Raw genomic sequence first — 22,614 nt, forward strand, 5'->3', positions numbered from 1 at the left:
CCCAGTCATCATCAACTGGGCTTATTCTTTGGGTCAGATTATTGACCATTCATCGCTAGGACTGTGCCTGTATTAGCAGATGCGTCGATATAGCGAGCGTCACGCCATACGGTATAGCCATTATGCTGGCTGTATGGGCTGAATTTCGGCTGGCGAAAATCTGATACCCACTGTGCGCCATCATAGATTTGGATATGACCATGTGGGTTTTTGGCAGTGCGGTTAAAGACCACAACATCACCCACTTGTGGCTGATAGCCTTCATTCTTGATTTTGATAAAGCCTGCGCTAGCAAGTGTGCCGTGTGCATATTGATACGCTGATGGCTGTGGTGTAAAGCTGTAGCCTGCTGCTTGTAGTGCACGGCGCACATACAAAGCACAGCGACCGATACTGCGACCTAGTGCTGCACGAGATGCTTGTGCTGCTGCGATGCTTGGTGCGCTATTGGCGGTCAGCTGTGCTGCGACAGAACTGTTACCAAAAGTTGAGAAGTTTGAGCTGTAATTTGATGCTGATGCCAGACCAGCTTGAGTTGCAAAATTACCGCGTGGATTTTGGTTGCTGCTTGCGATAAGACTATTGATAGCGCTATCAATATCCACATCAGGTACGCTTGCCACATACGCATCATCACTGTATGTATAGGTACTCTGAGCTGCACTTGACTGCGCCATCGTCAGACCAACGGCCGACATTAGCCAAAATACTCGTTTCATTCAGATTTCTCCCACGCCTAAAGTTTGCTTGGCATATTGGCTAAAATGGTGAGTGCCAATCGTATCGCTGAGCGATACCGCCCCTTTGCTTACCTTATTCGTGTTGTTGATTGGTTTTGTTTAAAGCTCGTGGACGCAGCACACATCCTTTGCGTACTAGAAAAGCGTGTCAAAGATACCCTTTTCTCTTTAGGCGTGATACACTTGCTCTGCGGACACCATGTCCATAGGTATTTTGGTATTCAAGGTGAGCTATGTCTAAACACCCAATTTTCAAAACCATTGATGATTTGTCGGTAAAAACCAAACGACCAAATCATTTGGCCAGCACCACCGAAAAACAGGCAGCAGCAGGCGCAACGCTCCCAAAGCCCTTGTTAGCGCATTATCAGCAGCTACAACAGCTTACACAGCTTGTTCGCCAAGCGCTCGCTGAGTTATTACCCGAGCAAATGCTTGATGATTGCTATGTCGTAGAAGCATCGCCAGTCGAGATTACCTTGTCATTAGGCTCGCCGACTGCGGTCAATCACTTGCGCTATATGATGGTGAATTGTGTTCAAGCTTTGCGCAGCTATGACCAACGGTTTTGTCAATTGATGTCAATTCAAGTGATTTTATCACCAAAACCGACTCAATCAGACGCTCGCCAAGACGATCCAAAAAGAACCCTAAGCGAAAACACAAGACAAATCATAACACAATCTGCCCAATCTGTCATCAAAAATGAACGCCTGCGTGCAGCTTTACTTAAATTAGCAGGCAATGATGACTAATCAGATACACTAACTTTGTGGTAATTATTAATAATGTCGCACTCAATCCCTTGAACAAATCAAGGGATTTTATTTGTTATATCGTATCTTATTTTTGTAAAGTTTTGTAAACAAACTTTGGACATCATCACGCAAGCCATCAATCCAGCAAATTCCCCAACTTTTGCATGATTGACCCGCCTGCCATATCACCCTGTCCAATCGCTTGATTTATCAAGCTTATAGACGCCACACAAACAAAAATCCGACCACGACTGACATCGGATCGGATTGGTTTGTATAAATTTTATACAGATTTTGCACGATTTGGCGATATTTCTGCTATTTTGCTAAGCGATTTTTGTTAAGACAGAATAAAAATACAACTGTAAACTCAATAATCTGTTAGCAACTTGGCTCGACATAAGCAATCGGGCAAGCATCTTTGTCATAAAATGTTACAATTTCATAGCTACTAGGGTCAGCGAGCACCGCACGAATCAGCGCATTATTCACCGCATGACCTGATTTATATGCCGAAAACTTACCCAACAACGCATGACCAATGACATACAAGTCACCCACCGCATCTAGCATCTTGTGGCGGACGAACTCATTTGGGTAACGCAGACCACCTTCATTGACCACAGAATTATCATCGAGCACCACCGCATTATCAAGGCTACCGCCCAATGCCAAATTGTGCTTTTGTAGGTATTCTAAGTCCTTCAAAAATCCAAAGGTGCGCGCTTGACCGACTTCAACGGCGAAATTGGCGGTATTAAAATCAAGCTGTGTAGTCTGCTCGGTCGCAGCGATGGCAGCATGATTAAAATCAATCTCAAAATCCATCAAAAAGCCATCATCATAAGGCTCAAGGCGCGCCCATTTATCGCCGTCATTGACTTCAACAGGCTTGATGATTTTGATGAATTTTTTGAGCTCGGTTTGCTCGCAGATGCCCGCTTGGTCAATCAAGAACAAAAATGGCGCTGCACTACCGTCCATAATCGGAATCTCGGCAGCATCCACTTGGATAACCAGATTATCCAATCCGCACGCCGCCACCGCAGATAGCAGATGCTCCACCGTGCCAACTCGTGCTTCACCCTGCACCAGATTTGATGACATCATGGTATCCACCACCAGCGTGGCATCCATCGGTACACTTGCGCCCAAGTCCGTACGCTCAAAGACGATGCCGGTATTTGGCTCGGCAGGCATCAAAGTCAGCGTCACTTTTTTGCCACTGTGTAGCCCAATCCCTGTGGCGGTGATGGGCTTGGCAAGCGTGCGTTGAAATAGCTGTGTCATGGTGATACTCGGTTAATTGGTCAAAATATTTCAAAATGTGTCATTGTAGTAGTTTAACACCTGACACGAATTTTGTCATCAGTCGCACACTCGGCTTTATCAATAATTGTGTTTGATTTGTTTTATGATTTGTAATTTTAATCAATTATCCGACTTATTTTGGCAAAATACATGGATAATCGCCAAATGACTGCATAAAAAAGCACAAAAAAAAACAGATGCCATCGCTGACATCTGTTCTTTGCTTAAATGGATTATTAAGCAGATACGCGAGTTTGGTATTCGCCAGTACGGGTATCGACACGCACGATTTCGTTTTGTTGGACGAATAGCGGTACACGCACGGTTGCGCCAGTTTCTAGGCGCGCAGGCTTACCGCCACCGCCTGAAGTATCGCCACGCACACCTGGATCGGTTTCGACGATTTCAAGCTCAACGAAGTTCGGTGGTGTTACTGACAATGGTGCACCATTGAACAGGGTGATGGTGCATAGTGCGTTTGAGTTTTCTTTTAGCCATTGTGCTGCATCGCCCATCGCTGTTTTGTCCGCTTGTAGCTGGTCAAAAGTCTCTGGGTGCATAAAGTGCCAAAACTCGCCATCATTATATAGATAGTTCATCTCGACATCCATCACATCAGCGCCTTCTAGGCTGTCACCTGATTTGAAGGTTTGCTCCAGCACTTTGCCAGTGCGTAGGTTGCGTAGCTTAACACGGTTAAAGGCTTGACCTTTACCTGGTTTGACATACTCATTTTCGATGATTGAGCATGGGTTGCCGTCTAGCATAACTTTTAGACCGGCTTTAAAATCGTTGGTAGAAAAACTTGCCATAATAATACCTTAATCATTAGCAAAAACAAGAAAAGCACAAAAAGATACTTTTTAAAAAATCAATTTGCCGTCAAAAAATGCGTTATAATGACAAGCAAACGCAATCATGACTTTCAAACATTGCATTATATAAAGTTTTACTGATTTTTGTCAAAAAATAAACCATGAAATTATCAAAAATTTTGCACGCAGACTCAAAAAGCCCATCACAAAGCAATCAAGACTCATGGCAAAGCGAGCTTGCTGATGGCATCAGCGATGTTGATGAGCTATTATCCTTGCTAGATTTGCCAAACGGTGATAGTCATACGCCCAAAAAATTCCCCCTGCGTGTGCCAAAAGCCTTTGTCGCCAAAATGCAAAAAGGTAATGCCCAAGACCCACTGTTATTACAAGTATTGCCAAGCCATCAAGAAACGCTAGCGGTTGCAGGTTATGGCACTGACCCACTTGATGAGAATAACCACAATCCTATCAAGGGATTATTGCACAAATACCGCTCACGAGTGCTACTGACTGTGACAGGGGCGTGTGCGGTGCATTGTCGGTACTGTTTTCGTCAGCATTTTGACTATGGGGCGAACCTGCCAAGCCAATCGCAGATGAGTGCGGTGATGGACTATATCAAACAGCACGCCGATGTCAATGAAGTGCTACTAAGCGGTGGTGACCCGCTCAATCTCAATCAGCGTAAGCTGTCGCTGTGGTTTGATGCGATTGCTGCTTTGCCAAATGTTCACACCATCCGCCTACACACTCGCCTGCCTGTGGTTCTGCCCAATCGTGTCGATGATGAGCTACTTGCCCTATTCGCCAATTCTCCAAAAAAACTGGTGATGGTGCTACACATCAATCACCCCAATGAAATCGATGAGATATTGATTGACAAATGCCGACAGCTCAAATCAGCTGGCGTCACCCTACTGAACCAAACTGTACTCTTAAAAGGCATTAATGATGACGCAGACACGCTATCAGCACTTAGCCATCGTCTGTTTGATGCAGGGATTTTGCCCTATTATCTGCACATACTGGATAAGGTGCAAGGTGCGGCGCATTTTGATTTGCCGATTGAGCAGGCGGTGACTATTTATTGGCAACTGCTCGAAACTTTGCCCGGATATCTAGTGCCAAAGCTTGTGCAAGAGTTGCCTAATCGCCCGTTTAAGACGCCGATTGATATTTATCGCCATCAAAATCACTGAAATTTCGCATTTTTTGAAAAAAACTGCTTGCATTATCCAAAAACTCTGCTAGAATAACGCACATCTTAGGCGTATAGCTCAGTTGGTTAGAGCACCACCTTGACATGGTGGGGGTCGATGGTTCGAGTCCGTTTACGCCTACCATATCCAAAACCCCTTGAAATGATTGATTTTCAAGGGGTTTTTGCTTGTACCAATCACCCCATCCACACCCAATATCCGTGCTGGATTTTGGTATTTTTCCAAGAAATCAGCCAAAAAAATGGCGTAAACCATCAGGATTTACGCCATGTTTACGCCAAAGATGACTCTAGCTTGTCCAAATCACGGCAATTCATCAAACCAAATCTTACCCGGATTCATAATGCCCTTTGGGTCGATGGCGTGTTTGATGGCTTGCATTACTGCCAATGCATCACCGTGCTCATCCGCCATATATTTGCGCTTGCCCTGCCCCACGCCATGCTCGCCGGTGCAAGTCCCGCCCATCTGTATCGCACGCTGTGCTAGGCGTCCGATGATATCTTCGGCCGTTTGTTTTTCGTGTTCATCATTGATATCGACGAGCAGTAGCACATGAAAATTACCATCGCCCACATGACCCACAATCGGCGCAAGCATCCCTGATGCTTCGATATCCGCCTGCGTCTGCGTCACGCACTCCGCCAGTTGTGAAATCGGCACACAGGCATCAGTCGATAACGCTTTGGCATCAGGTCTGAGTGCGCAGCTGGCAAAGTAGGCATTGTGCCGTGCCGTCCACAGTTTTTTGCGCTCAGCTTCATCACTATCCCAACAAAAATCATGACCGCCAAACTCTTCGATAATCTGCTCAAACAGCACCGCTTGCTCTGCCACGCCTTGCTGTGTACCATGAAATTCAACGAACAAAGTCGCCTGCTCAGGTAAGCTTAGGCCAGAATATTGATTACACGCACGGATTTGCACCGCATCGAGTAGCTCAATACGAGCAATCGGCAAGCACATCTGAATGGTAGCAATCGTCGCTTGGCACGCCATGTCGATGCTTGGAAAATGACACACGCCACTGCCGATACATTCAGGTATGCCAAACAGTCGCACCGTCACTTCGGTAACAATCCCAAGCGTCCCTTCAGAGCCGACCATCAGACGAGTCAAATCATAGCCTGCTGATGATTTTTTGGCACGGGTACCTGTATGGATGATATCACCTGTGGGTAGCACTACTTCAAGCGACAGCGTGACATCTTTCATCGTACCATAGCGCACCGCATTCGTGCCTGATGCTCGTGTCGCCACCATACCGCCGATGGTCGCATTCGCCCCGGGGTCTAGCGGGAAAAATAGCCCTGTGGCACGCAGATATTGATTGAGCGATTCACGAGTCACGCCTGCTTGCACCGTCGCAGTCAAATCTTCTTCATTAACCGCCACCACTTGGTTCATCTGCGACATATCGATACACAGCCCGCCCATCGGTGCATTGACATGACCCTCAAGCGATGAGCCAATCCCAAAAGCAATCACAGGCATCGCATACTCATGACAGATCTTCACCGCATCGGCGACATCGTATTTATCCTGTGCCATCAAGACAGCATCGGCAGGCTGATTGTCAAGCCAAGTCGTCGTGTGTGCGTGCTGTTGTCTCGTTGTTAGATTGGTGGATAACTGCTTGCCAAATCGTGCACTCAGCGTATCGATGGCATCGGCAAATCGTGTGGTTTGACTCATCATAATTCCTAATTTTTGATTGCAATTGGGGTATCAACACTGCCAACATCGGCAAAAATGAAAGACTATATCATTTATTGTAGCACAAATTGTTATGCAATTTATCAATAAAACGCCCAAACACGCCTGCGCCAAGCCCCATTTTACCGCCTGCCACTTGCTACCTATCATAGCAAGATGTTTCACCGCTTGATTATCCTTGATTGTGAAACATCCAAAAATTTTTATGGTTATTTTATAAATAATTAATATCATAAAATTAATCAAAAAATCCATCCAAAAGTTATCCATAGCGTCAAAGCCTTGTCCCACAAAGGCTTGTTCACTTTTCCCCAAAAATTGTGGATAACTTTTAAAAATTGGCACAAATCTTAGGTGCAACCCTATAGTTTGTCATGGTTCTGTCGTAATTGGTTAAAATTTAACCAATTTTCTGATTTCAAATTAACTTATTAATTATCAACTAGTTATAAAATATTTTGTACTGACAGCGTCAAGATATTGACAAATTTTGGCTGATATTATTCATTGATGATGCAGGCTTATCGTTTCACAATTTTTCCACAGATTTTGTGGATAAGACTGTGGATAACTTCTCAAATCTTGTGTGTCATCAGCCAATTTTACCATTTATAGCCATCTCTGCATTATGTTGATAGCACGACAGCACAAAGTAAAATTGACTGCCAAACGCACTTACGCAAAAATCACAACCGCTTTGGCTTTTTATGCTATAATTAGCCAATCTTTAGTTTGGCAAGCATTGCCCAGAATATCAAGGAATCCACTGTGGACGAAAATAAAGAAAAAGCGCTCAAAGCTGCCCTAGCGCAGATTGAGAAACAATTTGGCAAAAACACCATCATGCATCTAGGCGACGAGTCCGCCAAGCTGGATGTTGATGTGGTCTCAACAGGCTCACTAGGCTTGGACATTGCTCTGGGCATCGGTGGTCTGCCAAAGGGTCGTATCATCGAAATCTTCGGCCCTGAAAGCTCGGGTAAAACCACCCTGACACTTCAGACCATCGCCGAATGCCAAAAACAAGGCGGCACTTGTGCATTTATCGATGCCGAGCACGCACTTGACCCGATTTACGCCAAAAAGTTGGGCGTGGACATCGATGCGCTACTGGTCTCACAGCCTGACAACGGCGAACAAGCGCTCGAAATCGCTGATATGCTGGTGCGTTCAGGGGCGATTGATATGATTGTCGTGGACTCGGTCGCAGCATTGACCCCAAAAGCTGAAATCGAAGGCGAAATGGGCGACAGCCACATGGGTCTGCAAGCGCGCCTAATGAGCCAAGCACTGCGTAAAATCACCGGTAATGCCAAGCGTTCAAACTGTATGGTGATTTTTATTAACCAAATCCGTATGAAAATCGGTGTCATGTTCGGCTCGCCTGAAACCACCACTGGCGGTAATGCGCTCAAATTCTACGCATCAGTACGCCTAGACATCCGCCGTATCGGTAGTGTCAAAGAAGGCGAAGAAATCGTCGGCTCAGACACCCGTGTCAAAGTCATCAAAAACAAGATGGCACCACCGTTTCGCCAAACCGAGTTCCAAATCATGTACGGCGAAGGCATCAATCGCCTAGGCGAAGTGATTGATTTGGGCGTGGACATTGGCGCTGTCGGCAAATCAGGTGCTTGGTACAGCTATGGCGACGGCAAAATCGGTCAAGGCAAAGCCAATACGGTCAAATACCTACAAGAAAATCCTGCCATCGCCGCCGAAATCGAAACCAAAATCCGTGAAGCCAAGCTTGCTACCAAGCCTGCCGCATCAGCGGATGAGCCTGATGAAGTGCCTGAATATGTCGAAGGCATGGAAGATGGCGATGCCTTTTAATCAGGATTTGTCATTGCTGTACAAAACTCCATGACAATCAAGACCTTATCCGAAATCTTGGCAGAAATGGGCGAGTCGCCTGTTTCTGCCGAGTCGTATCAGCCGATCGTGCTTGATGCGTCCAATTTTTATGCCTTGACCACCACCGAGCCTGCCTTTAAGCAAAAACAAACCCTGCGTCCAAAAAATTCCATTTCTACCAAACGCACGCCAAAAAAGACAGTCAGCAAACAGCCAACACAATCCACACCCAATCAAACGCTTGAGCGTAATGAACTTAACAGCCTTCAAACACAACCCAAGCCAAATACGTTATCAGATGAGCAAAGCTTAACCAATGACACAAAGCAAGCCCAAACCACCCACAAGGCTCGCCAAACTCGCAACCGTCATCTCAATCAGGTCCGTGACGACACACCCAAAATCAAAGCCCTGCTTGATGATGCCAAGCTCGGTCAGACCAATGCCGTCATCAGCGATAAGCTAGCCGCTGCGCTTGCCGATGTCACCATCGAGCCACTAGCCATCACCGACCGAGCCACCAACTATATGCGCTGGCTGGCGTTTTATTATCTGTCGCACCGTGAGCTGTCTCGCCACGAGCTACGCCAAAAGCTACTCGCCAAAGACTGCAACCCTACAGCCGTCGATGCGCTCATCGAAGAGTTCGCCGACAAAGGCTATCAGTCCGATGAACGCTGTGCTTATATGCTGATTCGTGAAAATATCCGCAAAGGTCGTGGCAAACAGCACATCCGCCAAGCCTTCAAAGACGCTCGCATCACCCTTGCCGAGTCACTCGACACACTCATCGCCCAAGCCGACCTTGCCAGTCTCACCGATGGCACAGTGCTGGCTGATACTGGTGATGAAGTGGATTGGCTCAGACTTGCCGTCGAAGCACGCACCCGCAAATATGGCAACAGCATCCCCACCACCCCCAAAGAAAAAGCCCGTCAACTGCGATTTTTGCAATATCGGGGCTTTGAAATGGGTATCTGCCTAGATGCGCTCAAGCACACGCCCGACACGCTTGATGAGCTTGATTAAGCACAATTACATTTATTGATGTATTTGACGGGTTGGCTTACACGTATTTGTGCTGATGGTTTCACACGGCTGTCATCTGTTGATGTGAAACATTGTGAGATAATAGCAAAATTATGCCATCAGTTTAATTAATATAATTAATAATACAAAGACATAATACTTATCAAAATTATTATCCACTATCGCCAAGCCTTATCCTACAAAGGCTCATCCACTTTTCCCCAAAAATTGTGGATAACTTTTGAAAATTGGCACAAATCTTGGGCGAAACCCTATAGTTTGTCATGGTTCTGTCGTAATTGGTTAAAATTTAACCAATTTTCTGATTTCAAATTAACTTGTTAATTATCAAATAGTTAGAAAATATTTTGTACTGACATCGTCAAGATATTGACAAATTTTAGCAGTTATAATCCAAAAATTCACCCTTGTCTACGTTTCACAATTTTTCCACAGATTTTGTGGATAAAACTGTGGATAACTTATTATTTGGCAATATGGATACACAAAAAACGGGTCGATATGCTAGAGCTATTATTGCTGATTTGAGATAGCTATCAGCACAAGTCCAATCGCCAATGATATTGCTTAATCGTCATCATATCACACGCTCATTATCTCACGCTCAAGCATCCGATAAAGCAGATTATCAAAACCCCAAACATGCCCAATTTTACGCAAAGTTATCGCCAAAGTAGCAAATTTTTCACACATAGCATCATTAAGCAAAACTTGCGAGAAATGCATCAACATCTCTCACATCATTACCACAAATTGCGATGACTGCTGTTACACATGCCATCGGGATTTGGCTTATACTATTGCCATTGTGATTTATCACCTGTTTTTAATCACCTATTATTTGGGAGTGTCCTATGAAAAAATTACTAATCGCATCTGCTGCTATCGCTGTCGCCATCACAGGCTGTGCCAGCAACCAAACCAAACCTGCGCACGAAGAAGGTCGCATGATGCAAGGCAAACATGAAGGCCGTGATGGTAAGCACGAAGGTCGTCACGGTGAGCATGGTAAACACGAAAAACACGGCAAGCACGAAGGTCGTGATGGCAAAGGTAAGCGCGACAAAAACAACCTAGTCGCCAACTACACCTGTACTGATGGCGCAACCATCACCGCCAAATACAATCCAAAAGACGACAATGCTCTATTGACCGTCAATGCACCGACTTGGAAACTGGCCAATCAGGACATTACCCTGACATCAGCGGTATCAGGCTCGGGTATGCGCTTTGTGAACGAAACCAACCCACAAAGCCTATATGAATGGCACAGCAACGGTCGTGACGGCATCCTAACTGTCACCGTCAATGGCAAAGAACATAGCCTAACTTGTACTGGCAAACCTGCCGATATGACACCGCCACCAGCATCACAAGCTGTTGGCACTCAAGCATCATAAGATATTAGCCTAGCTAAAGCCAATAAACACAAAGGGCATACTACATGGGCATGCCCTTTGTTTTGGCAGATAACATAATACCAACCAAAGCGCTCAAAAATCACTAGCACAGATTGTTGCATCGGCTTATAATAAAGGCATCTGTTGGCTTTTTTGAGCATTAATATGAAGCGATTTAGTCCGATATTCTTCGCGCCATTAATCTTGACCGCCTGCGCCACCACAGGCAACCATACGGCCAAGCCTAGCATTGACTGCCAAGCACCAAATTGGCAAGCACTCGGCGAGCAAGATGGCAAAGCTGGTCGCTACGCCTATGAAATATCTCGCTATCAAAAAGCCTGTCCTTCACTGAACATTGACCAAACAGCTCTTGCCGCATGGGAAGCTGGTCGCCAAGAAGGGTTAAAAAGCTACTGCACTAAGGCACACGCCTATGAGCTCGGTCAGCGTGGCTATTCGATGAATCAAGTCTGTCCAGAAGAAGGGCTGCTTGAGATTCAACAGTCGCACGCTCTAGGCTATCAGCAATACTACCAAAGAAGCCGTCTAAATCAAGACTGGATGTATCCTTATCCCTTTGGTTGGTATGGTCCATTTAGCCCTTATCGTTCGCCATATTGGTGGTAAATTTAGTTAAAATGTTTTATTTCGTAAATGATTGTACAATTTTGTGATTTTGACTTACACTTTATGAAATAAAATGCTATAATTTAAAATATATCAGCTTGATATAGACTGTATTTTATCGTACTTAAATTTTAGGATTTTATTATGAAACTTAGCAAAGTTATCCTAGCCGCTGCTGTACTAGCAACTTCAGCCACTGCAATGGCAAACGAAAAAGCCGGCGCTTACAATGCACCAGTAGTTCAGCATGTTGAAACTACTTTCCAATGTGAAGACGGCAAAACTGTTACCACTCAACTTGCGCCATACCAAGATATGCGTGTGACTGTTGATGGTCAAACTGAAATCCTAGAGCGTAACAAGCGTACTTCATGGCACCTATGGGGTCACAACCCAGCAAACAACTACCTAAAAGCAACTTATAGCAATGCTAACGGTTTCGGCTGGAGCGACAATGGCGAAGTTGGTACACTACACTTCCCACAAGAAGGTGTGAAGCACGCACGCACTACTTGCCAAGTTGTACGCTAATCCGTACTACTGACCATAAAAAAATCTCATCAGTTTTTGCTGATGAGATTTTTTTGTTGGTGCTGATTAATCTACAACGGGGTAGAATGGTTTGCCCCAATCGTGATCGGCATGGTCTAGTAAGATTTCGATAATCACAGGCAATACATCTGCCAAGATATGGCAGGCATCTTTGAGCTGTGCTCGATTCACCGAGCTACCATGTGTCGCCCCACCGTGTACGATTTGGTTGCGTAGTGTGTATAGATGTGCAAAGACTGCATTTAAGATGGCAACGGTATTTTTATCCGCTAGGGCAGAAAGTGCCTTTTGTTTATTCTGCTCAAAGCTCGCCTGCCATTCTGCTTCGCCAATCACGCCATTATGATAGTCCCAGAACGGCTGAAAAGTATAGCGATTGTCCAGTAAGATACGGATACTGCCCGAATAAGTCTGCCAAACCAAGTCATACAATCTCTGCTCGCTATCTAGCTGACTGATGCGGTGCAAAAATTCAGTAAATAAGCCCTTGTCCGCACCACGCACGTTCGAAAAATCTTTGGCATAAATGGCGTTAAACGCAATCCACAAAAAGATAAATCGTGTATCCAAATCCGTCGTCTGCTCCGCCCGCCCAAGCCAGCTGAGTGCACGATGCACACGCAATCGCACTGCGTCAGGTATGGTGGGTTTTAGGGTTTGGTAGCGGTGATGGAGTGCGTGCATAAGTATCCTAATTCATGATTTACGAAATATTTGTCGCAACCGATCAAAAACCGATCTCGGCGAATACGGTATCATATTAGCACCACATTGCGGGCATTGTCTATCCCCCGGCGTGCGAACATCGGATGAATGTATACGAAAAACTCGATATCGGCAAACAGTGCAGATCAAGAATTGGTTTGATGGCACGGCCATAGCTATTCCTTTTGTAACCTATCGCAAATACTAAGATTAAGCTGAACAAAATCATCCCAATCCATTTTGTCTGACAAATACACTTTGTAATAATCTTCCACTCGACACACAAGCGGTCTATCATGATAAATCGTACAAAGATTCGTATCACTATCAAAATGGCGACAAATGCCATCGCCGCGATCCAAGTACACAGTAGCTTCACTTAGATTGACACGACGACAGCATTTACCGCAGGATGTGCAAGGGAAAGGTGTCACGCCAATCGCTGCTTTAATTCACTAAATTGCGCAAGTAACAAACTACTTCTTTGCTCAGTCTCAGAGAATGCTTTTAGACCTTCGCTCAGAAAATCTTCAAACTGCACAAAATATTCATCAATGACACGCATAAATTCGCGCTCAACTTCCATGTAAAAGCCGTCAGAAGCTTGGCGTGCAGCATCTTTAACTTGTTCGTTATAACGCTCGATGGCTCTTCTTTGCTCCTCTTGCTGCTCACGGAATTCTTGCTCTCTACGACGCTGATTTTGATGCGCCTTAAACCATTCATAAAGCACAACAATTGCAGAGATGACTGGTGCGGACTTTCCAATAATATCTTTGGCGATACGCTCCATAGTTTTTTGACCAATACCTTCCATTAATTTTGGCGCCAGCTGTTTGGCAATCTGCATCACATAGACCAATTGCTCAGCCTGCACTTTTGTTGCCATGTTCAGCACTTTGCCAAACGCATCCACATCAACAGTTTCCACGCCTGATACAGCAACATCAGGCGTTGCACTGTCAAACTGAGTAGGTTGGATTGATGTCTTGGCATCCACCAAGCCAAGTTGCGGTAGCTTCACTTGTAGCTCATCAATATCTTGTTGGATTTTTAGAGCAATCTGCACCAAATAATCTTCTAGGTCTCTTGATAGGCTCTCTAGTTTTTGACCACTCCAATTCTGAAATCTTTGCTCAAAATCTTCTGCGCCTTCAAACAGCCAAGTTTGAACATTTTGTTTAAGTTCATCTGCAGCGCCTTTGATATCACGCTTAACATCTTTTCTAAGATCAATTTTGCCTGCAGCAATTTCTCGGGCCAAGCGATCATACAATTTTTTCAACTCGCCAGCATCATTTGCACTAAGATCACTGATACCATCATTAATAAATGATAATAAATTCTCTTTTAGTGCATGATAAATCTCATTCTTAGCAATCACTTCATCAATAAAGCGATTTAGATTTAGCTCCAATTCATTCAATCCACTGGCGTTGACCAAACCTTCTTTTTGCTTTATTTTACCAAGCAATGCTCGCTTTGCATTAACCTTAAAAATTGGAATATCCCCCAAGATTTCTTGGGTTAAGCCCCTTTTAGCAGCCAAATTCTGCAAAGTAGTACGAGTCTGCTCTTTAAGTAAGGCAAAATCAGATTCGCTTAACTCATTTTTTTCATTAAAAATCAAAAATACTTTCTTTCGATTTTCAAATAAATCCATCAACTTTTCTAGCGTTGCTTGTTCTTCAACAATGCCCGATGGATTGACCACAAATAGCACTACATCCGATTTTAATAACTGCTCATCAGCAATCTCTTCATGCTCAATCGGCGCATCAATACCTGGCGTATCTAGGATTTGATAATTTTTATAAGGGTAAGCTGTCACTGACGCCGTTAATGGCACATCATCCATTGCTGCAAGCTCTTCACCAATCAATGCATTGATAAAAGTGCTCTTACCAGCATTGTACACCCCGTACACCATGATGGACAAATCAGGGTTTTGCTTTTTATCTTCAAAGCGTTTCTCAATCTCTTCAAAGTTTGGCTTTCTAAAGGCGTATTCAGACACCAAAGATTTGGTTTGCTCATACGCATGAAATAGCTCCTGCTGAGCACTAGTAATCATCATCATGACCATTCTCCTATTATTTTAGATGATTATTAATATTTGACTGGATGCCTTGTAGAGATTTTTCAAAGCTATCCACTTCTTGCATAATATTTTGGTTAAGCTGTGTAAAGTTATCAATCGCCGAATCAATCAGCTTTTGCTTAAATTCATCCAAGTGCGCTTTACTAAGCTTCTGAATGTTTTGGCGGCATTGATTTTTGATGCTAGCTAAATTATTGCCGATGACAGTTTCGACTTGCTCTGTAATAATCTTATCATCACTGCCCAAAGCATTACCCACTAGACCACCAGCAACGCTACCAACTATGGCACCAACGGGACCAAATACCATCCCAACTGCACCGCCCACAGCTGAGCCAACTGCAGCATATTTACCCTTATTACCAGCTTTCATATCCTTCGCTATCTCACTCATTCGTGTGCGTTGATCAAAATCGGGCATTTCCAAATAGTCGCTATCTTCAATACCAACAAGCATTTCATTTTCAATATCACTCAAGATCTCTTGAATAATATTGACCTGCGCCGTCTCTAGCTGCATTCGATAAGCATCACCAAGCTGCTTGTTGATTTCTCGTAAAATTTGGCGCATTAGCTCCACATCCTGCTGGTAATCTTCGCTAATTGCATCAAATTTTTCATCAATCAAGCGATCCATATTGCGTTGTATATTACGCATCTCAGCATTGATTGTGATTGGCATCTTTTTTTGGATATCAGCAATCGGTTCTTGAAAAGCTGTGAGTGCTTTTTTATACTCAACCATGTCTTTAGCAAAATCCTGCATGAAGTTGCTAAAATTACGCATTGGCACCTGCTGCTTAAGCTTCACACCTTCTTCAGATGCGACTTGTTGTAGCTTGGTGAACAGCTGACCCATGCCACTGTCATTGAATTCTTGCGCCTGCTCTTCGTGCAACTGTGCATAGCGTGCCGAAAAAGAAATAATTTCAATATTGCCACTTTTACCTGCTAGCTCTGGTAGTTTTTCGAGTGTTTCTCTCACATGAGCAACCTGTTTCGCTCGGCGCTCTTCATCTTTCATGACGATTTTTTGAATCATCTCATCCTTTTCATCGTCCCAGTCTTCTTCGGTGTCATCACTACCGGTGATTAATAATAAGATTTTTTTATCCGCACGGTATAAATCAAGAATTTCACGAATATCGCTCTCTCGTCCTGGCGAGTCAGATTTCATCGTATATAAAATCAAATCCGAATGCTCTACATATTGACGAGCCAAATCACCATTGGCTTCATTGATGGAATGTAGCCCTGGCGAATCCACCCAAGTCAAGCCCGATAGCTGAAATCCTTGAATTGAGCTTGTTGCTTCTGTCGCGCCCACACGAAACTGCTTATTTTTCTCGGCTTCTTTGTGGGCATCACCACTTTTGACATCCGTGCGTTCTTCCGAAAAATATACAGGATGCAACTCAACTGGCACATTAGATTTTAGTACATCAGTCGGATCGGTATTGCCCCAAGCCATATAATTACCCAATGAACTTTTACCCGACTTGACTTTGCCATAAATAAAAACCAACAATGAATCATTGAATTTCGCACGAAAGCCCACGCCTTTGTCACGATTCTTAATGTCTTGATCCCACTTTTGGTTGGTTTTCTCTAATGCGACTTTGATAGCATCAAGTGACTGCACCATCGGGTTTTTCGCCGACATTTTATCTCTAGATACATGAATGTGTTTTGCCATATTGGTCTGAAATGTACGGCAAGCCTGCTCAAACTCTCGTTCTTGCATTTTGGCATCTTGGAGTGCTTGATCAAAGTTTTGACGAACCGATTCAAAGGTCTTCATCAAATCCTGTCTAAATACAACTTTTGTCATGTTACTTTCCCAATCATTTGTCAAGTGATTTTAATGTCTTATTAGCACTACGCAATATTTGGGCGATATCATCTCGCTCATTTTGCAGCTCTTCTAGCTGGCTTATCATTTTGTCAAAATCAGATGTGACATACAGTCTACTAAGATAAATCTTCCAGACTCGATAAGAAAGCTGACCCGTAGCATCTGCCAAGCTTGTTTTAGTCATGCGATCCATCACTCGGACATTTTCATAGATGCACTGCTCACGACCTTCGTCCATGATATTTTTTAGCTCAGAAACATCATCGCTATCCAAATCCCAATACGATGTTGGATCAAACTCATCTGTCACGCCTTTTAAGATGTCATTTAATAGCTCGCCTTGAGTTCTTAAAAAAGAGTTGGTCTCAGACTGAATTTCTTCTCTTAATTCATCTTCATAGTCATCATCGTCATCATAAGCCGAACTTGACTCTTCTTTTTCATCATCGCTCATAGCTGCTGCCACAGCACCACCAATTAATAATGCTGCGCCACCAATCAACCAGGGAAGTGCCATAATTTTCTCCTAATCAAATCTCTTCATAACGCTCTTGATATTTTTGAAGCGCAGGCATGATTTCTTTTTTCATCAGCTTACCAGCTTGTCGAAAAGCTTCGATAGTCGGTTCTGCAATCTGCGCTTGATATTTTCGTATCTCCTGATCCATTACCGCCAATTCTTCGGTTATTGCTCGGATCATAGACACCTGTCTAGTCATGCGAACTTTTTTGACATTGGATAGCGCATTCTGGTACAAGTGCTGCTTAAGCTCATCGATGTGGCTTGCTCGTACCATCCCATCTTTGTGCTCTTGCACGCCTTTTTTATATCGAGTATTTGACACTTGAAAACATACGGGTGAAAATCCCAAATACTCTTGGCACTGCTCAAGTACTCGGCTTTGGATTTGATCCACTTTATCTTGAGATTCTTTATCAATCTTGCTAAAGATCATAATGATATTTTCACTAGCATATTCACCAAATGACGCTCGCAGCTCTTGCAAAAACTCAATCTCAACAGCTTCAAGCTCACCTTGTAGCTGATGTACGAACAGCACAACATCTGCCTTGGCAGCACCCTTGAGTGCTTGCATATTGTCCGCATGATTAGCATCCAACCCTGGCGTGTCAAGAAAAATACATTCACCCATCTCACATTCTTTTAATGTGGCGGTTTCGCGAATGTCATTGACCTTGAAATACTCATCATCAATATGCTCAGTCAGCATATTGAGTAGATAGCTTTTGCCCGCATTCATCAGTCCCCATGTCGCCACGATAGGCTTGCCACCCTTATCTTTGATGGATAAAACATCTGCTAGCTCATCACGCATTGCCTGACTTTTTTTGAGCAATTGCTTCATTTCTTTTGAAATTTTCTTTGACATAAAGTTTCCAAAAAGCCTTAATCTCTGCTTATTTGACAATGATATCTGACTGCTTGGGTGAAAAATGTTTCAACTTCTCCAATGTGCTTGAGCATGACCAACACTTTGTTGGTTTTACCAAAGCATCCGAAGCCACACGAAACTCTTTGCCGCACTCACGACAAGCGACTGACACTTTGGAACACTCATCACACACCACACTACCAAATGACAGCGATGATGCTTTGGCAGTCAAGTGCATCTTTTTACACTTTGGACATTTTGCCATGCGTTTCTGATTTTGCACAAAACTTGACATAACTCTCTCCTTACTCTTCGCCCAAATATTCTCTTAACTCCGCCATCATCTGCGCCTGCCACCCTTCAGGACTAACAATCTTCAGATGCGGTATCCAGTAGCGCACAAGTGGCAAAATCTGCTTGGCACTCACCACATGGCTTGATAGTAGCAGTCCGCCATCATCAAGCTCTTTGATGAGCTGCTGCTCGGGCAGTAGCTGTCGCTGCATAAAGTGCGATGCCACATCATGACTGACTTTGAGCACCACTTCTACCTTATCCTGACCATACCAAATGCTCTCGTCTTGATTGATACGCTCAACAACACCTTTATCCATCACAAAACTAGGCAAGCTCTCATCATAGCGAAACTCACTGATGCGACTCATGCGATACGCCTTGAGCTCGCCATCTTGCACACCTGCCAAATACCAACAGCCCCGATGATGGATAATCTTATACGGCGCAACCAGTCGGGATTTATCCTTATAAATGAACGCCACCATCTGACAGGCCTTGATGGCAGTTTTTAGCTGAGCCATCATCGGCTCAAACTGCTTGGCATCTTCAAAGGTATAGCCCTTAACCGAATACACTTGGCTGGCACGATGATCAAGAATCTCACGCAAAAAAGAAGTATCAAGATTGGGATATAGCCCTGCAATGCCCGAAATCTGAGCAAAAGTGCGGATATCTTTGTAACTGAGCTGTCCTAGATAGCTTGGCTCAAGCTTATAGCCCTGAGCGGTTTTTTGGAGTGGTAAAAATCCCAAGCGATCTTCGATATCTCGAAGCATGGTACGGCGACTGACCTGATATTTTTCGGTCAAATCAGTGATATTGAGCATCTCACCAGTATTGAGCATGGTGATCATGTCGGATAACCGATACGCCAGTTTTTCGTGTGGAGAATCACTCATACAAGAATGTTCCTTGTTATGTCATTAATCATACTGGCAAACCCAGCACCACCCCTATCATAGCACAGCAGACAGCGCCTGACCGACTGATATGGGACTTAGCGATGATCGGCATTATTTAGGCAGATTGTACTCAATTTGAGTAATTCGGTCAAGTTGTTGTAAATAGACCTATGACCAAAAGTATCTACAGCCCCGAAATGATCGCCGTGCGCACTTGGCTACGCAGTGAACGCCTACGACTAGGTCTCACCATGCGTGAGCTTGCCCACAGGCTTGATCGCCCCCACTCATTCGTCCAACGCATCGAAGAAGGTGATCGTCGCCTTGATGTGGTGGAATTTGTGTGGTATTGCCAAGCCTTAGGGCTAAACCCACAAGACGGTATCGACTTGATTCATCAAGCACAATCCCTGTCTTAGGTCGCTAGTTTAACAAAGCGATTTGACAGGTGGTGTCACGCCATCACTTTTTTATAGCCATAGAAAAACCCTGCCATCTTGACAGGGTTAAAAGATTTATATCAATAAACAGTTGATTATCAAGACTTTTTCAACTTCTCACGCACAAAGCCAACCACTATCGGCAATACACTAAAGATAATAATCCCAAAAATCACATAGGTAAAATTCTCTTTAATCACTGGCTGATTGCCAAAAAAGTAGCCAAGCAGTGTAAACGACGCCACCCAACAAAAGCCGCCGATGATATTATAGCTGATAAAATACTTATAATTCATACTGCCTGCACCTGCCACAAAGGGCGCAAAGGTACGTGCAAATGGCAAAAATCGTGCCAAAATAATCGTCTTACCGCCATGCTTGGCAAAAAACTTCTGCGTATTAATCAAGTGTTGTTTATTAATCCATTTAGAATCAATTTCAAATACCTTTGGGCCGATGTATTTGCCGATATGATAATTAAGCGTATCGCCAAGCACTGCCGCAAGGAACAACAGCCCAATCAATAGCGCAGGATTGAGCGCACCAGTAAACGCCGCCAACGCCCCTGCCGCAAACAGCATACTATCACCCGGCAAAAATGGCATCACCACAAGCCCTGTCTCAACAAAGACAATCAAAAACAAAATCACATAAATCCACATGCCGTAGTTTTGGAAAAACTCCGCCAAATGCAAATCGATATGCAGGATAAAATCAATCAGTTGTAACACTATGTCCATAAAGACGCTCAAAATAAATTGCTGAAAAATTGTGCATATCCTATCAGAAAAACTGGATAAATTGAGTAATTTTTTATTACTAAAGATATTTGAAAGTTTGCTAAACAACCAATCAATCACACCGCTTGCGCTGATACATCCCGCCCATCAATACTGCGTAAAATAACTTTACAAATAAGCGATAATTCAGTATGGTATAGGGGCGCACCGCGATGGCAGTGTTTATTTTTTTATCCGCCATTGGTTCTGATGGCAGGTTTATATCTAGGCAAGATTCCCTTGCCAAAGTTAGGAAGACTAATTTATGTTATGGTTCTTTTTTTGTATCGCCGTACTGCTGGTCGGCTATGTGATTTATGGCAAGGTGATTGAACGCATCTTTGTCATCAATCCTAACAAAAACACGCCTGCCTACACGATGGCTGATGGCGTGGACTATGTGCCAATGTCCAAAAAGAAAATTTGGCTCATCCAATTACTCAACATCGCAGGCACTGGCCCGATTTTTGGTCCAATCCTAGGTGCTTTGTACGGTCCTGTGGCGATGCTGTGGATTGTCATTGGTTGTATCTTTGCCGGTGCGGTACATGACTATATGTGCGGTATGCTCTCGGTGCGAAATGGCGGTGCGTCGATGCCGTATTTGACCGGTAAATATCTGGGCGCTCCAGTCAAGGCATTCGTCAATATCCTAGCGGTCGTGCTACTGCTACTTGTCGGTGTGGTCTTTGTATCAAGCCCTGCACAGCTGATGAGCACCATCACGATGGATGTGTTTGGCACGACAGCCAGCGGTGCGATTTCTTTGAATAATGCCGAAGACATCTCTGCGGCTGCCGCTGCGACAACCGATGGCGCAACGGTATTTGGCATGACCAAAGAGACTGTACTGATTGCTTGGACAGCGATTATCTTTATTTATTATATCATCGCAACCTTGCTACCGATTGATAAGATTATCGGTCGTATTTACCCATTCTTTGGTGGTCTATTGCTATTCATGTCTGTCGGCATGATGTATGGTTTGGTATCAAGCCATCTGAGCACCACCAACCCAATCAGCTTCTTTGGCACGATTGATGGACTGAGCGTTGAGAAATTTTTCACCAACCTTCAGCCTAAGGGCGATTTACCAATTTGGCCATTGATTTTCTTGACCATCACCTGTGGTGCATTGTCAGGCTTCCACGCCACACAGACGCCATTGATGGCTCGCTGTGCAATGAATGAGTCTGAAGGTCGCTTTATTTTCTATGGCGCGATGATTGCCGAAGGTATCATTGCTTTGATTTGGTGTGCGGTCGGTATGTCGTTCTACCCTGATTTGACAGCACTTCAAGATGCCATCGCAGCAGGCTCACCATCAAAAGTCGTCTATGACAGCTCAATCTACTATCTAGGCGCTGTCGGCGGTATCTTTGCGGTGCTTGGCGTCGTCGTATTGCCAATCACATCAGGCGACACGGCATTTCGTGCAGCTCGCCTAATCATCGCTGAGTTCTTTAATATGGAACAACGCACCCTGCTCAAGCGTCTATGGATTGCCATTCCGCTATTTGCCATCGGCTTTTTGGTGTCAAAAGTGGATTTCCAAATTCTATGGCGTTATTTCAGCTGGGCGAACCAAACCGTCGCAGCAGTGATGCTCTGGACGGCAGCAGGCTATCTGTATCGCTATCGCAAGTTCCATTGGGTCTGCACCATTCCTGCGGCGTTCATGACTTGTGTGTGCTTCACCTTCTTGATGTACAACAAAATCGGCTTTGGCATGGATTATCAGCTATCGATTTATCTTGGCATCACAGCGACTGTCGTGACCACTTTGGCATTTTTCTTCTTTGTCAAGCGTGAGCAAGTGGCAGGCGACCCTGATGCACTGGTTGTCGAACCAAAGATTGAAGTAGCATCATAATCATCTGCACCAAAAAAAATTACCTGCACATTGATGCAGGTAATTTTTTACAGGCCATCAGTCGATGAGTGGTATCACAACTTCTTCGCCATCCTTAATCGCACCCACTTGCAACTCGGTGATATACTCAATATCATCATAAATAAAATCCGCCACAACTTTGCCCGTGACATCTATCACGCCCCATTTGTTATTTTGGTGAAATTAAATAACTTT

General features: G+C 44.2%; 23 protein-coding genes and 1 tRNA gene. 10 read left to right on the plus strand and 14 right to left on the minus strand.

Annotated elements, in window-relative coordinates:
* Window positions 1-38: 38 nt before the first annotated feature.
* Complete coding sequence (locus Q0N89_RS02450; RefSeq protein ID WP_294033220.1) at window positions 39-719, minus strand: CHAP domain-containing protein; 681 nt, start codon at window positions 717-719, stop codon at window positions 39-41.
* A gap of 254 nt (window positions 720-973) precedes the next feature.
* Between Q0N89_RS02450 and Q0N89_RS02455 the strand changes: the two genes are divergently transcribed.
* Window positions 974-1,495, plus strand: a complete 522-nt coding sequence (locus Q0N89_RS02455) for a hypothetical protein (RefSeq protein ID WP_294033221.1) — start codon at window positions 974-976, stop codon at window positions 1,493-1,495.
* A gap of 384 nt (window positions 1,496-1,879) precedes the next feature.
* Here the strand turns inward: Q0N89_RS02455 and lpxC are convergent, their stop codons facing one another.
* Both lpxC and efp read right to left on the minus strand, forming a co-directional pair.
* Window positions 1,880-2,788 (minus strand): UDP-3-O-acyl-N-acetylglucosamine deacetylase, encoded by a 909-nt coding sequence (gene lpxC / locus Q0N89_RS02460; protein ID WP_294033222.1) that lies wholly within the window; start codon window positions 2,786-2,788, stop codon window positions 1,880-1,882.
* 257 nt (window positions 2,789-3,045) lie between these two features.
* A complete protein-coding gene (efp, locus tag Q0N89_RS02465; RefSeq protein WP_294033223.1) occupies window positions 3,046-3,621 on the minus strand; it encodes an elongation factor P in 576 nt (191 codons plus the stop codon).
* A gap of 164 nt (window positions 3,622-3,785) precedes the next feature.
* Here efp and epmB point away from each other — a divergent pair, with 164 nt between their 5' ends.
* Entirely contained in the window at window positions 3,786-4,826 is a 1,041-nt protein-coding gene (gene epmB, locus Q0N89_RS02470) for an EF-P beta-lysylation protein EpmB (RefSeq protein ID WP_294033224.1), read from the plus strand.
* Window positions 4,827-4,893: 67 nt separating this feature from the next.
* A tRNA-Val gene (locus tag Q0N89_RS02475) sits at window positions 4,894-4,970 on the plus strand.
* A gap of 180 nt (window positions 4,971-5,150) precedes the next feature.
* Here Q0N89_RS02475 and Q0N89_RS02480 read toward each other — a convergent pair.
* Together Q0N89_RS02480 and Q0N89_RS02485 are read right to left on the minus strand one after the other, a co-directional pair.
* Window positions 5,151-6,542 carry an FAD-linked oxidase C-terminal domain-containing protein gene (locus Q0N89_RS02480; protein ID WP_294033225.1) on the minus strand — a complete coding sequence of 464 codons (1,392 nt, stop codon included), beginning with the start codon at window positions 6,540-6,542 and terminating at the stop codon, window positions 5,151-5,153.
* A gap of 33 nt (window positions 6,543-6,575) precedes the next feature.
* A complete protein-coding gene (locus Q0N89_RS02485) occupies window positions 6,576-6,908 on the minus strand; it encodes a hypothetical protein (protein WP_294033226.1) in 333 nt (110 codons plus the stop codon).
* Between the two features lie 423 nt (window positions 6,909-7,331).
* On the opposite strand from Q0N89_RS02485, the gene recA reads away from it, so the two are divergent.
* From recA to Q0N89_RS02510, 5 genes are all read left to right on the plus strand, one after another.
* Window positions 7,332-8,399, plus strand: a complete 1,068-nt coding sequence (recA, locus tag Q0N89_RS02490; protein WP_078254744.1) for a recombinase RecA — start codon at window positions 7,332-7,334, stop codon at window positions 8,397-8,399.
* A 30-nt stretch (window positions 8,400-8,429) separates the two neighbouring features.
* On the plus strand, window positions 8,430-9,449 hold the full coding sequence (locus tag Q0N89_RS02495; RefSeq protein WP_294033227.1) for a regulatory protein RecX: 1,020 nt from the start codon (window positions 8,430-8,432) through the stop codon (window positions 9,447-9,449).
* Window positions 9,450-10,324: 875 nt separating this feature from the next.
* Window positions 10,325-10,870 (plus strand): MliC family protein, encoded by a 546-nt coding sequence (locus Q0N89_RS02500; protein ID WP_294033228.1) that lies wholly within the window; start codon window positions 10,325-10,327, stop codon window positions 10,868-10,870.
* A gap of 165 nt (window positions 10,871-11,035) precedes the next feature.
* A complete protein-coding gene (locus tag Q0N89_RS02505) occupies window positions 11,036-11,500 on the plus strand; it encodes a DUF2799 domain-containing protein (protein WP_294033229.1) in 465 nt (154 codons plus the stop codon).
* Between the two features lie 144 nt (window positions 11,501-11,644).
* Window positions 11,645-12,031 carry a hypothetical protein gene (locus tag Q0N89_RS02510; protein WP_294033230.1) on the plus strand — a complete coding sequence of 129 codons (387 nt, stop codon included), beginning with the start codon at window positions 11,645-11,647 and terminating at the stop codon, window positions 12,029-12,031.
* Between the two features lie 66 nt (window positions 12,032-12,097).
* Here the strand turns inward: Q0N89_RS02510 and Q0N89_RS02515 are convergent, their stop codons facing one another.
* The 7 genes from Q0N89_RS02515 to Q0N89_RS02545 all read right to left on the minus strand — a co-directional run bounded on the left by Q0N89_RS02515 (window position 12,098) and on the right by Q0N89_RS02545 (window position 19,303).
* Window positions 12,098-12,736 carry a HEPN domain-containing protein gene (locus tag Q0N89_RS02515; RefSeq protein ID WP_294033231.1) on the minus strand — a complete coding sequence of 213 codons (639 nt, stop codon included), beginning with the start codon at window positions 12,734-12,736 and terminating at the stop codon, window positions 12,098-12,100.
* 197 nt (window positions 12,737-12,933) lie between these two features.
* Window positions 12,934-13,191, minus strand: coding sequence for a YkgJ family cysteine cluster protein (locus Q0N89_RS02520; protein ID WP_294033232.1), 258 nt, complete (start codon window positions 13,189-13,191; stop codon window positions 12,934-12,936).
* Window positions 13,188-14,843, minus strand: coding sequence for a GTPase (locus Q0N89_RS02525; RefSeq protein ID WP_367178547.1), 1,656 nt, complete (start codon window positions 14,841-14,843; stop codon window positions 13,188-13,190). Before Q0N89_RS02525 ends, Q0N89_RS02520 begins: the two co-directional genes overlap by 4 nt.
* 7 nt (window positions 14,844-14,850) lie before the next feature.
* Complete coding sequence (locus Q0N89_RS02530; RefSeq protein WP_294033233.1) at window positions 14,851-16,689, minus strand: dynamin family protein; 1,839 nt, start codon at window positions 16,687-16,689, stop codon at window positions 14,851-14,853.
* Window positions 16,690-16,702: 13 nt separating this feature from the next.
* Window positions 16,703-17,230 (minus strand): hypothetical protein, encoded by a 528-nt coding sequence (locus Q0N89_RS02535; RefSeq protein WP_294033234.1) that lies wholly within the window; start codon window positions 17,228-17,230, stop codon window positions 16,703-16,705.
* Window positions 17,231-17,243: 13 nt separating this feature from the next.
* Window positions 17,244-18,104, minus strand: coding sequence for a GTPase (locus Q0N89_RS02540; RefSeq protein WP_294033235.1), 861 nt, complete (start codon window positions 18,102-18,104; stop codon window positions 17,244-17,246).
* Window positions 18,105-18,412: 308 nt separating this feature from the next.
* On the minus strand, window positions 18,413-19,303 hold the full coding sequence (locus Q0N89_RS02545; protein ID WP_294033236.1) for a YafY family protein: 891 nt from the start codon (window positions 19,301-19,303) through the stop codon (window positions 18,413-18,415).
* Between the two features lie 173 nt (window positions 19,304-19,476).
* Between Q0N89_RS02545 and Q0N89_RS02550 the strand changes: the two genes are divergently transcribed.
* Window positions 19,477-19,725 (plus strand): helix-turn-helix transcriptional regulator, encoded by a 249-nt coding sequence (locus Q0N89_RS02550; RefSeq protein ID WP_078254737.1) that lies wholly within the window; start codon window positions 19,477-19,479, stop codon window positions 19,723-19,725.
* Window positions 19,726-19,844: 119 nt separating this feature from the next.
* Here the strand turns inward: Q0N89_RS02550 and Q0N89_RS02555 are convergent, their stop codons facing one another.
* Window positions 19,845-20,486: a DedA family protein gene (locus Q0N89_RS02555; protein ID WP_294033237.1), complete on the minus strand. Its 642-nt coding sequence runs from the start codon at window positions 20,484-20,486 to the stop codon at window positions 19,845-19,847.
* Between the two features lie 304 nt (window positions 20,487-20,790).
* Between Q0N89_RS02555 and Q0N89_RS02560 the strand changes: the two genes are divergently transcribed.
* Entirely contained in the window at window positions 20,791-22,398 is a 1,608-nt protein-coding gene (locus Q0N89_RS02560) for a carbon starvation protein A (protein ID WP_294033238.1), read from the plus strand.
* 57 nt (window positions 22,399-22,455) lie between these two features.
* Here the strand turns inward: Q0N89_RS02560 and Q0N89_RS02565 are convergent, their stop codons facing one another.
* Entirely contained in the window at window positions 22,456-22,578 is a 123-nt protein-coding gene (locus tag Q0N89_RS02565) for a hypothetical protein (RefSeq protein ID WP_294033239.1), read from the minus strand.
* Window positions 22,579-22,614 lie beyond the last annotated feature (36 nt).

This window comes from uncultured Moraxella sp., from assembly GCF_945873075.1.
Taxonomy (GTDB): domain Bacteria; phylum Pseudomonadota; class Gammaproteobacteria; order Pseudomonadales; family Moraxellaceae; genus Moraxella.

Coding starts and splice junctions, on each gene's coding strand:
- Q0N89_RS02450 (WP_294033220.1), bottom strand. CDS start 719: ATGAAACGAGTATTTTGGCTAATGTCGGCCGTTGGTCTGACGATGGCG.
- Q0N89_RS02455 (WP_294033221.1), top strand. CDS start 974: ATGTCTAAACACCCAATTTTCAAAACCATTGATGATTTGTCGGTAAAA.
- lpxC (WP_294033222.1), bottom strand. CDS start 2,788: ATGACACAGCTATTTCAACGCACGCTTGCCAAGCCCATCACCGCCACA.
- efp (WP_294033223.1), bottom strand. CDS start 3,621: ATGGCAAGTTTTTCTACCAACGATTTTAAAGCCGGTCTAAAAGTTATG.
- epmB (WP_294033224.1), top strand. CDS start 3,786: ATGAAATTATCAAAAATTTTGCACGCAGACTCAAAAAGCCCATCACAA.
- Q0N89_RS02480 (WP_294033225.1), bottom strand. CDS start 6,542: ATGAGTCAAACCACACGATTTGCCGATGCCATCGATACGCTGAGTGCA.
- Q0N89_RS02495 (WP_294033227.1), top strand. CDS start 8,430: ATGACAATCAAGACCTTATCCGAAATCTTGGCAGAAATGGGCGAGTCG.
- Q0N89_RS02500 (WP_294033228.1), top strand. CDS start 10,325: ATGAAAAAATTACTAATCGCATCTGCTGCTATCGCTGTCGCCATCACA.
- Q0N89_RS02505 (WP_294033229.1), top strand. CDS start 11,036: ATGAAGCGATTTAGTCCGATATTCTTCGCGCCATTAATCTTGACCGCC.
- Q0N89_RS02510 (WP_294033230.1), top strand. CDS start 11,645: ATGAAACTTAGCAAAGTTATCCTAGCCGCTGCTGTACTAGCAACTTCA.
- Q0N89_RS02515 (WP_294033231.1), bottom strand. CDS start 12,736: ATGCACGCACTCCATCACCGCTACCAAACCCTAAAACCCACCATACCT.
- Q0N89_RS02525 (WP_367178547.1), bottom strand. CDS start 14,843: ATGGTCATGATGATGATTACTAGTGCTCAGCAGGAGCTATTTCATGCG.
- Q0N89_RS02530 (WP_294033233.1), bottom strand. CDS start 16,689: ATGACAAAAGTTGTATTTAGACAGGATTTGATGAAGACCTTTGAATCG.
- Q0N89_RS02535 (WP_294033234.1), bottom strand. CDS start 17,230: ATGGCACTTCCCTGGTTGATTGGTGGCGCAGCATTATTAATTGGTGGT.
- Q0N89_RS02540 (WP_294033235.1), bottom strand. CDS start 18,104: ATGTCAAAGAAAATTTCAAAAGAAATGAAGCAATTGCTCAAAAAAAGT.
- Q0N89_RS02545 (WP_294033236.1), bottom strand. CDS start 19,303: ATGAGTGATTCTCCACACGAAAAACTGGCGTATCGGTTATCCGACATG.
- Q0N89_RS02550 (WP_078254737.1), top strand. CDS start 19,477: ATGACCAAAAGTATCTACAGCCCCGAAATGATCGCCGTGCGCACTTGG.
- Q0N89_RS02555 (WP_294033237.1), bottom strand. CDS start 20,486: ATGGACATAGTGTTACAACTGATTGATTTTATCCTGCATATCGATTTG.
- Q0N89_RS02560 (WP_294033238.1), top strand. CDS start 20,791: ATGTTATGGTTCTTTTTTTGTATCGCCGTACTGCTGGTCGGCTATGTG.